The sequence below is a fragment of the Mucilaginibacter ginsenosidivorax genome, from assembly GCF_007971525.1.
Classification (GTDB): domain Bacteria; phylum Bacteroidota; class Bacteroidia; order Sphingobacteriales; family Sphingobacteriaceae; genus Mucilaginibacter; species Mucilaginibacter ginsenosidivorax.
The window spans coordinates 5197566-5212822 of the sequence record NZ_CP042437.1 but is presented as its reverse complement, the minus strand read 5'-3'; the positions used below and the strand labels follow the sequence as shown (position 1 = coordinate 5212822).

Here is a 15257-nt window from a genome sequence, read left to right as displayed (position 1 = left end):
ACAGAATTAATAAAGCGATATTCTGATAATTTCAAAATTCTGTCAATTCTGATTCAGACAAAATCATCTGCACATCAACTCTCCTCCCTTTTCACCAACAAAACCTCGTCCCCATCCAGCAGCAAATATCCATACTCATAGCAAAACATATAGGTCGACCCGGTTTTGGTTTGGTAGATGCTGGTGATATGGTCAAAATCGAAACCTTTAGCGGCCATTTTTTTGCGGGTGGTTTTGGTTTTGCCGGTTGGGTTTAGTTCTTCCAATACCCGGCGGTTGCGGCGTAATATGTTGTTGATGTTGCGCACCAGGTTATAGCTGTTGCTGTTCAGCTGGTTATTGTAATTGTTTCGGCATAGGTCGTTACAGAATTTTTTATCGGCCCGGCCGTGCAGTGGTTCGCCGCAATCCAAACAGTTTCTTTCCTGGTTCATGATATAAAGTTAGCTAATTGTTTATCCGTTTGCAAACGCTTACAAATGGATACTATCGACTGTAAACGGTTATTATCCGGTTAAATTTTCTGGGGGCTGCACCTTTGTATCGTTATCAAAACAAACAGTAACATTAAAAAATAAAACGATGAACACATTAAGAAACAGTGTACGCCTTGTAGGCAACTTAGGTATGGACCCCGAAGTAAAAACTTTCGACAGCAACAAAAAAATGGTGCGGGTATCACTGGCTACCAACGAAAGTTATAAAAATGACAAAGGCGAGAAAATAACCGATACCACCTGGCACAACCTGGTGTTTTGGAACACAACCGCCAAACTTGCCGAAGATTTACTAAAAAAAGGCGATGAAGTAGCCATTGAAGGCAAACTGGCCAACCGCAACTATGTAGACAAAGAGGGTGTTAAACGCTACGTATCTGAAATTGTGGTAAACGACTTTTTAAAAGTTGGTGCAAAGGGCTGAAGAGCAAAAATGGCAAACCAAGCCCAGGCGGCCGAAGAACCCAAAGCCCCGGATGCAAGTATTGATGAAGAGAAAGCAAAGGAAGTAAAAAAGGTTTCGGGCCGCTGGTTTGTAGCGCCGGTAAATAAAGACGATGAAAAGTAAGCGGGCTTGATTTTAGCTACGTTTACACATTGTTTAAGTAGACTTACGAAGCAAAATAACAACGGGTGTTTTTCTACAAATAGGTAGCGTTTAAGGCGCACGCACATCATTTACGGGTAATTTATAGCTACACTAAATGCATTGTGGTAAGCGCCTGCTGGCAACGGGATAATTGATATACAGGAAATTGAGAAAACACGCCTGGTAGAGGCTACCCGTTTGTAGAACAAGTTGTCAAATATGTTTTATGCTCCGTAGGGGTTACTTCCCTTTTTAGATGATTGCGGGTATTTTGCGCCGGCATATAAGCGGCTTTGTGTTTTGAATAGTATATTTGAGTCCAATTATATCTACCCATATGGATCCCGGACAAGCCTACATGTTTGAAACTGTATTTAATCAGATTGGTTTCCCCATGACTATTATTGAGCCCAACATACCGCGGTTTACAATAATAGCCATGAATGAGGCGCGGATAAAGGCAACATCTATGACCGCAGATGAAATGATTGGCAAGGATACGTTTGATGTTTTTAAACCCTGGGACAAAAACAGCGAAGAACAACTAAACCTGTTAAAAAACGGGCTCATTGAAGCTGTAGAACAAAAAAAACACGTTAAGCTCCCACTGCTCTATTTCGAAATTCCTGTTCCCGGGGGCACTACAGTTCAGGGTTGGGCGCAAACCGAACTTACGCCAATTTTTGATAGCGAAGGTAAGGTAGTATACCTGCTAAGTATTGCCAAAAACGTAACCGAACAAGAGTTGAACAAACTGGCCCTTGCAGAATCAAGGAAAAAAGAGTTGGCGATGACCGAAGAACTTGCCAACGCTAATGATGATTTGCAACACTTTAATGAGGAATTGCGTGCGGTAAACGAAGAATTGGCCTGTACCAACGAAGAGCTTGCCGTTACAAACGAACAGCTGTACACATCCAATGAACTGCTGGAACAATCGCGCGAAAGCCTACAACTGCTCAATACCGAATTGGAAGACCGTATTTTAAAGCGAACTAAAGCTTTGGCCGATAGTGAAACCCGGTTTAGAACCATGTTTGAAACTATATCGCAAATGGCATGGACCGTTGATAATAACGCAGAGGCAACTTTTTTTAACAAAAGATGGTACGATTATACCGGATTTGATTTTGCCGCCAGTAAGGGATTCGGCTGGAAAGATGCGATGCACCCCGACGATGTAGAACCAGCCCTGAACAAATTCAGGGATTTACAGCTGGGCCTGAGCATTGATGGGAGTATCGAAAACCGGATTAAAGGTGCAGATGGCGTGTATCGCTGGCATTTAACCAGGTTGGTGCCGGTAAAAAATGAAGAAGGCGAAACAGAAATGTGGATTGGTACTGCTACCGAGATAAACCAGCTTAAAGAACTGCAACAACAAAAAGACGACTTTATTAGCATTGCCAGTCATGAGCTTAAAACACCCATGACCAGCCTGAAAGGTTCTTTGCAATTATTGGAGCGGTTGGTTAATGACCTCACTTCGCCCATGCTGCCTAAACTGATAGCGCAATCAAGCAGGAGCATGCATAAAATAACAGCCCTGGTTGAAGATCTGTTGAACCTAAGCAGGATAAACCAGGACCGCCTGCAATTAAACAAATCAACGTTTGTACTTTCAAAAATAGTAAGTGCAGGCAGCAGCGAAATAAGGCTGGCAGAAGAATATAAGATCATAGCAACCGGCGATCTTGATCTGGAGGTATTTGCCGACGAGCACCAGATAGACCAGGTGTTGGTAAACTTTATAAATAACGCTGTGAAATACGCTCCCCGGTCGAAGGATATTATTGTTTCAATTAAAAAAATAAACGATATGGCCAGGGTTAGTGTAACAGATAAAGGGCCTGGCATACAGCCCGACGAAGTAAAACGCATTTTTGAACGCTATTACCGGGTTGAAACAGCTGGCTTTCAAACGGGCGGATTAGGCTTAGGATTATACATCAGCGCCGAAATTATTAAAAAACATGAAGGGCAAATTGGGGTTGACAGCGAACCGGGGAAAGGAAGTACTTTTTGGTTTACAATTCCGATAGGGATTTAATTCCATTTTATGCTTTCCCTAAACCCGTCTCTTCTTATTAGTTCGTTCGTGCGATATTTTAATCTCCACCAAAATATATTCAACCGATTCGAGATAGTATTATTTTGCCAATTAATGTCAAATTTTCGTTTTTTGTCATGGGTTCGATAAGGAGGAATAACTACATAGGAGTGGCACATCGGAGGATCGTTTACAACCGTTGCCCTATAGTTATCATCTAAATCATCTTTTGTGCGATATTCGATTTCGATCACCGTCAGTCTCTTTGAAGCCCTATATAAATACAAAACAATGTCGTACAAATCTGGATAACAATCCAATAATTCGGGCATTACTGTCTTTAACGGTTGCGGTTCTTTAACGTCATTTATTCGTTTCCTGACGGCATATCTTTCAAAGCAATTTTTTTTGTCTGTACCATTATATGGCGATAAAATATATAAATAGTTATCTGATATTTTATTCCACGCCATATCACGAGCCGTATAAATTAGCCCTGCCGTCACCTTAATTAAATATTGTTCTAAGGTTTCTTTTGTGATTTCGTTTTGATTGTACATATCCGCTTACCTTCCACCCTTTACTTCCTCGCCATATATCTCTGCCTCATTAACCCGCATGTAAAGGGTTTTTTCTACAATGCTATGAATCACATCGTCAAGTTCGCGGGCGGAGGTATCAAGGTGGGCAATAATCTCTTTATTCAAAGGATTTAATATATCATCCTTATCAAACAAGTTTACCAGGCCAAGGATGGTAGCTACCGGTCGCCTGAGTTCGTGCGAGCTGATGTTGGCTATGGATTGCAGCCTGTTGTTCTGGTCAAGTATATTTTCTTCGTTTCTCTTACTTTCTATCAAAACCCGCAAAATATTTACGGTGCGCCCAATCAATTGAAGTTCACTGTCGTTGGGCTCGCGCACGCAGTTATAATAAATACCAAACACCGCCAAAACTTTTGATCCTTTTGAACTAATAACCGGGGTAGACCAACATGCTTTTAACCCAAACTGCTTAGCCAGGCCAGCATAGTCGGCCCAAAGAAAATCATTTTCAATATCGCTTACTATAACCTGCCTCCTATGAAACACCGCCGTACCACATGAACCCACATGTGGCCCCACCGACAGATTTTCAATTGCATCACAATAATTTTTTGGTAGTTGCGGGGCAGCAAGGTTGTGTAATTTTTCCTGCGCATCGTCAACCTCCAAAACCGAGCAGATCATTTCAGGAAAAATACCCTCAATTCCCATTAATAATTCGTTGGTTGTTTGCGCAAGGGTATATCTTGATGTGGCATTTAACTCTAACACCTTCTTTTCCAGGGCTAAAACCCATTGCTGGAGCATAATTTCGGTAATATCCCTGATAAAAACGGCTAACCTGTTGTGGTACGGATATACATTCATACGTAACCACGAGTTACAAAACGTATTTAAATACTGTACCTGTAATGCTTGCTTGTTAGTTAATGACCGCTCCAATTCATCCATTACACGGGGCGTTAAACCCAAGCTTTCGATAGATGTAAACCGGGATAATCTTATCTGGCTTTCATCCAGATTGGCCATCGCCTGGAAGGCAGGATTGAAGGCCAAAACATTCCACCCGGTGTCAAGTACTATAAAACCTTCGGTAAGGCTTTGAATGGTATGTTGCACAATATCGTCACTTGCCGGGCCAGATTTGGCAGGAACGCCAACAACCGGGTTACCGGTTGAATAAATAAGACCATCATCATTCAACAAGATAGACCAGGTAACGCTATAGTAACATCCATCCTTAGCTTTAACACGGCTCTGATACCCAATCAACTGTTTATCTGCAACTAACCTGCCAACCGATTCATCTCTGCGTTCCTTATCGGCCGGGTGACAAATATCGGCAATATTTATTCCGAGCAGTTCGGCCTCGGTATAGTTAAATAATTGCCGGAAGGATGGGTTGGTATGTAATATTACACCGCTCATATCCATCACAAAAAATATATCTTTTGAGTGTGTAAAAAAGGATATGAATCTTTTATCCATAGCTGGCTATTATGGCATATTTTACTATATCTAAGTTATAAAATATTTACAATAACCAAATATTAATTTAAGGGGTACTTACCGCAACGGGCAAAACCTTACCGTTAAAAAAACGATGCCCGGTAAGCGCAAAATCGGCCACGTATTTTCCCATTTCAAATGCCAGTACAGGCGATTCATACCCGGGAAAAGCCTTTTCCAGCATCTCGGTTTGTGCCGATCCTAATGCCAGGCAATTCACCTTAATATCCTGCCCGGCCAATTCCTGGGCCAAACACTCTGTTAAGGTATGCAATGCCGCTTTACTTGCCGAATATGCCGCCAAACCCGGAAACTTAGCGCTGCCCTGGTAACCGCCCATACTGCCAATATTTACAATATGCCCGCCGCCCGGCACCAATGGCAATAAAGCCTGGATAATGCGCACATGCCCTATAAAATTACTTTGCAGCATTTCTACAAAGTCGGTTTCCTGCAGTTCGGCAAACGGCTTATTAATAAGTACTCCTGCGTTGTTAATTAAAATATCAACCCGGTTATCAAAATTGGCTTCAATAAACTCAAGCAGGCCTTCGTAATCATCGTGTACAATATCAAATGTAAGTGCATACAAATGGCAATCGGGATTAAGGCCATTGGCAATTTCCAGCAAACGCTCCAGCTTATCCTGCGACCGCGCAAGGGCTATTACTTTATGATTACCGGATAGTATCAATTCAATTACAGCTTCAAATCCTACGCCGCTGCTGGCGCCTGTTATAATGATGTTCATATAGCCCCCTAACCCCCTGAAGGGGGAATTTATTATTTATACTGTTGCGACGTTTTGGTATATAACGACTTGCTGAGCCAGACTTACAAAGTTTTAAAAACTTCGTAAGTCTTTGATCAACTTGTTTCCACTCCTGCAATTAGCAATTTACCAGTTGCGATGATGGGGATCAAGTTATCGTCGGCCTAAAATAGCACTTTTTGTTAAACCGGGTAAGTTAAGTTATAACGCGAAAGGATTAATTAATTCCACATTGCCGCCAAGAGATTTAAAATCGGCAATATTGTTAGTAAGCAGTGGAGCCCTTTGTACTAAAGCGGTAGCATAAATTATCGCGTCAGGCAATTTAACCTTATAACGGGCTCTTAATTTGATCGTTTCCTCTGAAATAGTGTCTGTTAAAGGGATAACCTCCAATTCGCTGCAAATAGTTTTGAGCAGATTATGTTCATCAATATTAGCGAAAGCATAACCTAAAGCTTCTATTTTGGTAATCACAGATATGGCAGCCTTTTCCTGGAGTATTTTTTGGGGATCTAATTTGTATTTGGACAGGTAAATCAAAACGTTGGTATCAAATATCACGATCCCATTCCTTCCTTAGTTCCCGCTGCCATTCCACCGGGTCCTCAATATCGGCAAACAAATTTTTGCCCTTTGCCTCATCCAAAGCCTTTTTTATGCGTTCATATTGGCTTAATGGTTCAGTTAATAGGGCCGATTGCGTATCAACAACAACATTTCGTACATAAGGAATTTCACTCAATATCTTCTTTATAGATTCTGTTCTTTCGTCATCAACCTTTATAATCAGCGTTGTCATACATTAAAGTTAGGCATATTCTGTCAAAATACCAATTTTTGCTCAACCGGGTGTGCTATCAGGTAAAAACCATCGTCAATCAGCTTTTTTAGTTCGGGCTGGTCTTTTGCTTTTTGCTGCAGGAAACTGCGGATGTCGGATGCCAGCAAAGGCTCAATATCCTCATGTTCCAGAAGTTCCAGTATTTCCAGGGCGCAAAGCCAGTCGTCATGATGGTCTTTTTGTAGTTTGAGCCAAACGTTACCTAAAAAGCCATAATCGCCTTGTTTTTGGCGGCAATCGCGAACTTGTTTGTATAGCTTGTGCAGCTCCTTGTTTTTAAAATCATATTCCACGTGATGGGTTGCCGTTTTTGATTTGTAAACAGCATCCTCAAAAGCTTCTTTATCGGCAGCACCGCAAAACACCGAGCTCACCTGTTGGCCAACAGCCATATCATAAACACCCCATGATGGGTCGAACAGTACCGTATCGTCGTGACCGGTTACCGTACAATTTGTAAAAGTAATGAGGCACGTTTTGCCTTCATTTTCCAGGATGCTTTTTACTTTCCCTTTCACCGTAATACCGCTTTCAAAATTCAACACCGCGTTTTGGTTTATACTGATGCCGATACTTTCCAATTCGGCAACATCCAAGTCTTCAATCGGGCCAAGGTTTTTCAGCTTTCCAACCGGCGAGCTAAAGCCGTTATGATGGTAGTTTTTGCCATGCCCCTTAAGCTGCCTGTTATTGACAGATAAAGCAGTAGGCCCGGTGGTTTTAATAAAACATGGCCGGCCCTCTTTATCTACCTTAAATTCGGCAATCGTGCCGGAAACCTGCAGGCCCGAGCTATAAACTACGGTACAGGTATTTTTGCTTTCCGCGGCCTTACCCAGGCCGTAAGCGCCCCCTCTGCGGAAGGCCATGGTATTGGCAAATTCCTCCAGCACATCTATCAGGTTTTGAAAAGTTGGCGTTACAAAAAGCTGCGGCTGTGTTTTGGTAATATCATAGCTATAATTCACGGCATCAATGGTATACCAAAGCTTTTTCACTTCGGCCATCATACAACTGGCACTTTCGCCTATTGACGATAACAGGCCCGCCCCATATATCTTCGGGTTTTCAAGCGTACCTATCAGGCCGTACTCTACCGTCCACCAATGCAGGCGGCTTAGCAGTGCCATTTCTGATGGTTCGCCCATATTTTCCTGCCTGTGGACCAACAACTCTTCAGCCTTCCTGATCTGTTCGGGGTCGGCGTCGGGCATTTCTTTTAATATCGATAAGGCCCTTATGGCTTCATAAAGCTCAAAATCCTGTGCCGAAAACATTGCTTTCGCTCCTATCGATCCAAAATAGCTCAAGTACTCGTGGTAGTCCTTATCAGCAATAATTGGCGCATGCCCCGCCGACTCGTGTATAATATCCGGTGCCGGTGTATATTCAATATGTCGCGACTGCCTTATATCGGCAGCAATAACCAGCACCCTGCAGGCCTGGTATTCCATGAAAGCGGCGGGCGGTATAAAACCATCAACGGTAACAGCGCCCCAACCAATCTTTGCCAGGGCATCGTTCATTTCCTGCAAGTTGGGTATGCGTTCAATAGTTAGCCCGGCTTTGGTTAAACCGGGAATGTAAGGATAATAGGCTACATCTTTAAGATAGCTATAATTTTGTCGCATTACGTAGCGCCAAACGGCGTGGTCAATAGGCGTATAATGCTCGTAGTGTTGGTCGACTATAAATTGTTTTAAATGACCGGGCAATGCCGCAACCTGCGGATTATTAAAATCATTAAAGTTCATTTACGTTTATTTGGTTTAAAACAGAACGTAAAATTAGCCAATTAGGTTTACCTGCAAACTTTAATTTTCGGCAGCAGATTTATTCTCATCAACGGGCTCGCCCTCAAAAATTGATTTATCAAGCCCTTTTTCCAAACGCGCCGGGCGGATTACGTAATAAATTCCGAACAAGGCTACTAACAGCGAGATAAGGTAAAATGAGGATGGCAAGAATACTGCAAGCCCTTTATCCATAGGGAAAATATCAGACAATTTGGTGAATATGGCTTCGCGGGCGCCGGCACCCCCAACAGTAATTGGCAGAATAGATGCCAGTGCCGATATCAAAAATGACAATAGATAAGGCGAGTATTTGCCCGTAAAATCCTGCCCTATCATTACGCAAATAATTGCCAACAATTGCATTCCCTGTACTATTAGCGCTTTTAAATGCGCCTGGAAAAAGAAGGTGGTGTATTCCCTGAAAAACCTGTAGGCCACAAAATAATAAATAGCCGATGCAAGCAGGAAGATACTGCCCGGGACAGCAACGTGAATATCAATTTGGGGAATTAAAAAAATAAGCCCCACTGTTATTAAACCTATTGCCCACAAGCCGCTTAACCTATCAAACATAATAGCCAAAAACAGCTTTTTGCCCGGAACTTTATGGGCCTTGTTTAATATAAATATTTTGTAGCCATCGCCACCGATACCACCGGGTAACAACATGTTATAAAACAGGCCAAGGAAGTATAGGCGCAAATTATACCATGGGTTTAACTTTAATTTTATCGATTTAAAAAAGCTAAGCAAACGCCATGATGATGCCAGCATAGAACAGAAGTAACAAATAACAGCAACCAGCATCCACCAGTAATTGGCATGCAGCAGCCTGCCTTTTACCTTGCTAAAATCTACTTTGGTAAAAACCCAGTAAAGTAATCCCGATGTAACTGCAATTTTAAGCACCAATTTAGCAACATTCCACAGTTGCTGCTTAAAGGTTTTGGGAGCGGGTATTTCTTGTTCGTTTAATGCCATGCACCGCAAAGCTATGCGTATTTTTTTATTTGGAAATAACCGGCACGTTATTTAACGGTAAAATTGCTTTTAATACAACCGCACCAACCAATTCCATCAAATCCGGTTTCGTTCAATGTAATTTTCCCATAAAGTTCTCCAACGAAATTTTAAAAGCAATTGTACTGTCAGCATTGTATTTATTGGATTATTTGGCCGTTTTTTTGTATCTTTGAATATAACCGGCGGGGCAGCTATCAGATCAAAGATAGCTGCCCTCGTTTGTAAAAAAACAAAACCGCAAACCACCCATATAACACATAAGACTCTCTATATAAACAATTTAACAAAAAACAAAAGATATCAGAGGTTGTTGAAATGTATCAAAAAAGTACACAAAAGTGTTAAAAAGTATAGTAAAAGTATACCAAAAGTGTATCAATTGTATGAGGAAGGTACAAAATCAACATCAGCTAACTTATTTTAACAGTAGTGAATATAATGCGGATGTAATCAGAGTTTCAAATAAGTGTAATCAATAACATAAATCGGCACAATCCTGATTTCAATTGTTATTTTTGCGCAAATTTTTATAGGTATGAACAAAGTAAAAGTTGGCATTGTGCAAATGAGCTGCACTGCAGATAAACAGCAGAACCTGCAAAAAGCTATTGTTAAAGTAAGGGAAGCTGCTGCCAAAGGCGCGCAGATTGTTTGTTTACAGGAACTGTTTACCTCGCTTTATTTTTGCGATGTAGAGGATTACGACAACTTTAAACTGGCCGAGGCTATCCCCGGCCCATCAACTGATGAGCTGTCAAAAGTTGCTGCTGAGTTAAATGTGGTGATCATTGCATCGCTTTTTGAGAAACGTGCACAAGGTGTGTATCACAATACAACAGCTGTATTAGATGCCGATGGCAGTTACCTTGGCAAATACCGAAAAATGCATATCCCCGATGATCCGGGTTTTTACGAAAAATTTTACTTTACCCCCGGCGATCTGGGTTACAAAGTTTTCAATACCAAATACGGCCGTTTAGGTGTATTGATCTGCTGGGATCAATGGTACCCTGAAGCAGCACGCATTACCGCGTTGATGGGTGCCGATATCCTGTTTTATCCAACCGCTATTGGCTGGGCCACCACTCAGGACGAGGCTACAAATATTGAACAATACAACGCATGGCAAACCATCCAGCGTTCGCACGCTGTTGCCAATGGTATACACGTTGTAAGCATAAACCGCGTAGGTGAAGAGGCCGGCGTAAAATTCTGGGGCGGATCATTTTTTGCCAATCCCTTTGGAGCCATTATTCATCAAACATCACATGACCAGGAAGAGGTTGTAGTGCAGGAGTTAGATTTAGATAAATCTGATTACTATAGAAGCCACTGGCCGTTTTTAAGGGACAGAAGGATTGACAGCTATCAGCCGATAACTAAACGACTATTAGACGAGGATTAATCAATGTCTCACCACGCGTCATTGCGAGGTACGAAGCAATCCCCGACAATGCAGGGCTAACTTGCAAATTTGAGATTGCTTCGTACCTCGCAATGACGCGTGGGCTATACCAATTGCTATTACCAATTATGAGTCAAAACATTTCCACAACCATATTCCCTGCTTCGCAGGGCTTTTCCTTCCCAGCCGAGTGGGCGCCACATACTGCCACCTGGTTAAGCTGGCCGCACAAGGAAGCCTCGTGGCCAGGTAAAATTGATTTAGTTTATCCAGCATACATTGAATTCATCAAAGTGCTAACCAAAGGCGAACTGGTGCGCATTAACGTGGTTGATGAAAACATGAAAGCTTCGGTAGCCTTTCAACTGCAAAATGCCGGGGTGGATATGAGCAAAATTGAGCTATTTGAATTTGCTACTAACGATGCCTGGTGTCGCGATCACGGACCGGCATTTTTGATAAACCCCGATACCAATCAAAAAGCTATTGTCGACTGGGGCTATAACGCCTGGGGCGGCAAATACCCACCGTTTGATCTGGATGATGTAATCCCTACAAAAATTGGCCAGCATTTTGGTTTGCCGGTATTTAACCCGGGAATTGTAATGGAAGGGGGCTCTGTCGATTTTAATGGCAAGGGCACCATACTAACCACTACCGCCTGCCTGCTTAACAAAAACCGTAATCCACACCTTAACCAGGACCAAATTGAAGGCTTCCTGCGTAATTTTTACGGCGCCGAACAAATTTTATGGCTGGGCGACGGCATTGTTGGCGATGATACCGATGGCCATATTGACGATATAACCCGTTTTGTAAATGAAGACACCGTAGTGACCGTTGTTGAAGAAAACAAAAACGACGATAACTACCACCTGTTGCAGGAGAACCTTGAAAACCTTAAAACCATGCGCCTGCTTAACGGCAAACAACTTAATGTGGTTGAATTACCAATGCCCGACGAAGTGATTTACGAAGACACCCGCTTGCCGGCATCGTACGCCAATTTTTATATTGCTAATTCGGCGGTGGTAGTTCCTACATACCGTTCGGCAAATGATGATAAAGCGTTGCAAATAATCCAGCAATGCTTCCCCGACCGCGAGGTTGTAGGCATCGATTCGACAGATATTATCTGGGGATTGGGCAGCTTCCATTGCTTGAGCCAGCAGGAACCAAGCCCCCCAGCCCCCTGAAGGGGGAGTTTTTGATTTGCGGGTTTACAAACGATATAAAAACAAAACCACCTTACTTTTTGAGCCAGGCGGTTTTGTTTAAGCGACATTTGTATTATTTTGAGGCCAGGGCAATAGTTTGCTTATCTAAATTCCAGCCTTCGAGTAATATGGTTGGGGTTACGTTGCCTAATTTGGCAGCCGGGGCAGTTACCGACAGGGTTATGCTTTCATGCGGGGCCAGGGTAAAATAGTTACCTGTCCAGTAGCTTGGCATAATTTCTTCGCCGTTTTTCATGAGTTGCGGGCGAACAAAGAATGCCAGTTTATTCGAGGTATTGGTAAATTGAACAGTCCACTTGCTTTCTACAGCGCCTTTCTCTGTTTTAACAACTTTGACGCTTACCTGTGCATGTTTCATGTCGTTAAGCGTTTTAAATTCGTCTGTTGCAGATAGCCAGTAGGCATTGTGCGATACCGCTTTGCCGGTTGAAGTTTTCAGGTTAAGTATTACAAAACTTACACCTTGTGTACCCGCCAAAACATCCTTAAGCTGAATAATTTCCTGCACACCGTTTGTAGCCAAACCAACATGATCTAACTTAATAGATTTAATGAGCTTGCTAAAGATATCAAAAACGTCGGCAGTTGCGGTTAAACTACCTGTTGCATGGTGCGTGCGGTTGATAATAGCCACGCTCGAATTATCGTAGTTATACTGGATATGCACCGGCTCGCAGGCGTTTTGCATGCTGTAGTAGCCCGCGTTTGGCTCCAGGTACCAGTCATAAATTTGCCAGATAACACTTGGGAGCGCCGCATTGAGTTTCCAAAGCATTACGCCGCCCGTTTCGTTTAGTTTGTGGCCATCGGCTTCAAAAATACCCTGGTAGCCAATATAATTCAGGAACTGCATCTTATCCGAAAAGTTGACGATGCTGCTGGGCGCGCCATAGCGTTTTACCATTTCGTCGTAGTACTTATCGTACTGACCTGCGCCTGTGGCAGCATCATGATATCCCCAGGTATTATTTAAGGGGAAAGGTAAAGTTTTATCCCACGTTAAATTAGGGATTATCTTAGGCAGCGTGGTGTAAGGTGGTTGCGATGGTAAACCTGTTTCGTCCTTAAATACCCAGTCATGAGCAAGGTTGGCCAGTTTGTAATAGTCTTTAGGATCTTTCCAGGCATAAGGGCCGCCGCTGTATACACCTGATGGCATATCATCGGGCCATGAGCCTTTCCAGCCTTCGGGCAGTTTGGCAAAACCCGATGAGCTTGGTATAAACGGGCGGGTGCCATCCAACTCAATAATGTCGTTACGCATTTTGTCGTACAATTCCTTACGGGCGTGCCCTTCGTTGCCACCAGTCCAAACCAGGAGGCTTGGGTGGTTGCGGATACGATAGATTGTACTCTGAACGTTTTTTGTAAATATGTTGCCTTCCAAAGGCCAATCCGGTGAGCCTTTAAACTCGCCCTGGGTATCGCCTGTGATCCAAAAATCCGACCATACCATCTGACCATATTTGTCGGCTGCGTTCCAAAACGCATCCGGCTCGGTTACGCCCCCGCCCCAAATACGTACCAGGTTCACGTTGGCATTGCGGCACAGGTGCATCTCGTAATCATACCGGGCCGAATCGCGGTTCACCATCATATCGGGTACCCAGGCGCCGCCTACCAAATGAACCAGCTTGCCATTTACATAAAATTGGCGGCGTACAAAGCCGTTCACTTTCTCGGCTTTTGACGATACAGTGCGCACCCCAAAGACAAAAGTAGTATCGTCGCTTATGCCTTTTGCGTCGGCATATTGCAGGCGAATGCGGTACAAGTTGGCTTTGCCGTAACCGTTTGGCCACCATAATTTAGGCTGATGAATTACCAGCTGACTAATCTGGTCTGCGTTCAGATCAACAACTTTTCCCGTATTTGCAGCAACGGAAACCGCCTGCGTAAACTGCACAGGTAAACCCGCAAAATTTTCGGGTTTTATGCTGATGGTTAGCTTACCTGCATTAGCAACCGATGTGTTATTTGATAAAGTAAGTTTTAAAGATAGTTTAGCAATACCTGTATCGGGCAGGTTTGGCAAATTGGTTACCAACTTTGGCCTGCCTATGGTTACCGCGCCCGTAGTACGTAAAAAAACCGGCTGCCAGATACCCATGTTGCGATCCCGAACCGAGGGAATCCAATCCCAACCGGCCGAGCAAAGCATGGTTACATTTTTGCCAATATCGCCGGTAGGGCCGCCGTTTTCATAAAATGGGCCAAGGGCTTTTAACTGTTCTTTTGCGGGATAACCTGCATAATCCAATGGGTAAATTTTTACAGCCAGCGCGTTTTCGCCGCCTGCGTTTATGGCTTTACTTACATCCAGATTGTGTTCGGCAAACATGCCGGCCATTTGGGTACTATCGGCAATCTGTTTGCCGTTTAAATACACCGCAGCGCGGTAGTTGATGCCCTTGAATATCAGCTGAAACTGTTTTCCCTTATCTGCAGCGGCTACTTTAAATGTGGTGCGGTACCAGTACGGTTTCTTCCATGGATTAGGGTCATTGGGTAAATGACTATACTGCTCCAGGTTGTACTCTTTATTAAACTGATCTGATGCATCCGGTATCAGCATATTATTTAACCCCAGGTAAGGATCGGGATAAATTTTATTGGCTACAAGTCCCGTTAACACGGTTGAAGGCACTTTAACCGGGAACCAGTATATGGGCGAATGGTATTGGGTACTTGATAGCTCGACACCGCTGGCGTTAATCAACGCCGAAGATTGCAAATCAAAGTTAACCAGTTTAACCTGCTTTACAGGGGCCGTTTGCGCCGACAAAAAGACGGGCAAAACGCAGGCTGCAACAACACCAAATACCGCATTAATAGTTTTTTTCATCATAATGATTTTTTAACAGGGATGCCTACCGCCCATTCAATGAATAGCATGGAAACACCCGTTGGGCAATAATTAACAACGGTAAAACTAATTAACAATCGGCAGGATGATATTGTACTTATTTATCATTTTATCATACAAATG

14 protein-coding genes and 1 pseudogene are annotated in these 15257 nt (G+C 43.1%); 6 read left to right on the top strand and 9 right to left on the bottom strand.

Annotation, left to right across the window (positions count from 1 at the left end; genetic code table 11):
• Positions 1–74: 74 nt before the first annotated feature.
• On the bottom strand, positions 75–434 hold the full coding sequence (locus FSB76_RS21885; protein ID WP_147057130.1) for a hypothetical protein: 360 nt from the start codon (positions 432–434) through the stop codon (positions 75–77).
• Positions 435–582: 148 nt separating this feature from the next.
• Between FSB76_RS21885 and FSB76_RS21880 the strand changes: the two genes are divergently transcribed.
• The 4 genes and pseudogenes from FSB76_RS21880 (at position 583) to FSB76_RS32985 (ending at position 3136) form a co-directional block, all read left to right on the top strand.
• On the top strand, positions 583–921 hold the full coding sequence (locus FSB76_RS21880; RefSeq protein WP_147057128.1) for a single-stranded DNA-binding protein: 339 nt from the start codon (positions 583–585) through the stop codon (positions 919–921).
• A 9-nt stretch (positions 922–930) separates the two neighbouring features.
• Positions 931–1065, top strand: coding sequence for a hypothetical protein (locus tag FSB76_RS32735; protein WP_262713486.1), 135 nt, complete (start codon positions 931–933; stop codon positions 1063–1065).
• Between the two features lie 358 nt (positions 1066–1423).
• Positions 1424–2458: pseudogene (locus FSB76_RS32990) on the top strand (PAS domain S-box protein); the annotation flags it as partial.
• 57 nt (positions 2459–2515) lie between these two features.
• Positions 2516–3136: a sensor histidine kinase gene (locus tag FSB76_RS32985; protein WP_394349438.1), complete on the top strand. Its 621-nt coding sequence runs from the start codon at positions 2516–2518 to the stop codon at positions 3134–3136.
• Here the strand turns inward: FSB76_RS32985 and FSB76_RS21870 are convergent.
• The 7 genes from FSB76_RS21870 to FSB76_RS21840 all read right to left on the bottom strand — a co-directional run bounded on the left by FSB76_RS21870 (position 3133) and on the right by FSB76_RS21840 (position 9583).
• A complete protein-coding gene (locus FSB76_RS21870) occupies positions 3133–3696 on the bottom strand; it encodes a hypothetical protein (RefSeq protein ID WP_147057124.1) in 564 nt (187 codons plus the stop codon). The two genes, FSB76_RS32985 and FSB76_RS21870, sit on opposite strands and share 4 nt — an antisense overlap.
• Positions 3697–3702: 6 nt before the next feature.
• Positions 3703–5169, bottom strand: a complete 1467-nt coding sequence (locus tag FSB76_RS21865; RefSeq protein ID WP_147057122.1) for a PAS domain S-box protein — start codon at positions 5167–5169, stop codon at positions 3703–3705.
• A gap of 67 nt (positions 5170–5236) precedes the next feature.
• The gene (locus FSB76_RS21860) at positions 5237–5941 is read right to left on the bottom strand and encodes an SDR family NAD(P)-dependent oxidoreductase (RefSeq protein WP_147057120.1); all 705 of its coding nucleotides are present in this window, start codon (positions 5939–5941) and stop codon (positions 5237–5239) included.
• 222 nt (positions 5942–6163) lie between these two features.
• A complete protein-coding gene (locus FSB76_RS21855; RefSeq protein WP_158642949.1) occupies positions 6164–6526 on the bottom strand; it encodes a type II toxin-antitoxin system VapC family toxin in 363 nt (120 codons plus the stop codon).
• Positions 6516–6764 carry a hypothetical protein gene (locus FSB76_RS21850; RefSeq protein ID WP_147057116.1) on the bottom strand — a complete coding sequence of 83 codons (249 nt, stop codon included), beginning with the start codon at positions 6762–6764 and terminating at the stop codon, positions 6516–6518. Before FSB76_RS21850 ends, FSB76_RS21855 begins: the two co-directional genes overlap by 11 nt.
• Before the next feature lie 23 nt (positions 6765–6787).
• Entirely contained in the window at positions 6788–8560 is a 1773-nt protein-coding gene (locus tag FSB76_RS21845) for an aromatic amino acid hydroxylase (RefSeq protein WP_147057114.1), read from the bottom strand.
• Between the two features lie 60 nt (positions 8561–8620).
• Positions 8621–9583 carry a lysylphosphatidylglycerol synthase transmembrane domain-containing protein gene (locus tag FSB76_RS21840; RefSeq protein WP_147057112.1) on the bottom strand — a complete coding sequence of 321 codons (963 nt, stop codon included), beginning with the start codon at positions 9581–9583 and terminating at the stop codon, positions 8621–8623.
• 577 nt (positions 9584–10160) lie between these two features.
• Here FSB76_RS21840 and FSB76_RS21835 point away from each other — a divergent pair.
• On the top strand, positions 10161–11030 hold the full coding sequence (locus tag FSB76_RS21835; protein WP_147057110.1) for a carbon-nitrogen hydrolase: 870 nt from the start codon (positions 10161–10163) through the stop codon (positions 11028–11030).
• Positions 11031–11158: 128 nt separating this feature from the next.
• Positions 11159–12226, top strand: a complete 1068-nt coding sequence (locus FSB76_RS21830; RefSeq protein ID WP_147057108.1) for an agmatine deiminase family protein — start codon at positions 11159–11161, stop codon at positions 12224–12226.
• 94 nt (positions 12227–12320) lie between these two features.
• Here FSB76_RS21830 and FSB76_RS21825 read toward each other — a convergent pair whose 3' ends face one another.
• Positions 12321–15116 (bottom strand): glycoside hydrolase family 2 protein, encoded by a 2796-nt coding sequence (locus FSB76_RS21825; RefSeq protein ID WP_147057106.1) that lies wholly within the window; start codon positions 15114–15116, stop codon positions 12321–12323.
• Positions 15117–15257 lie beyond the last annotated feature (141 nt).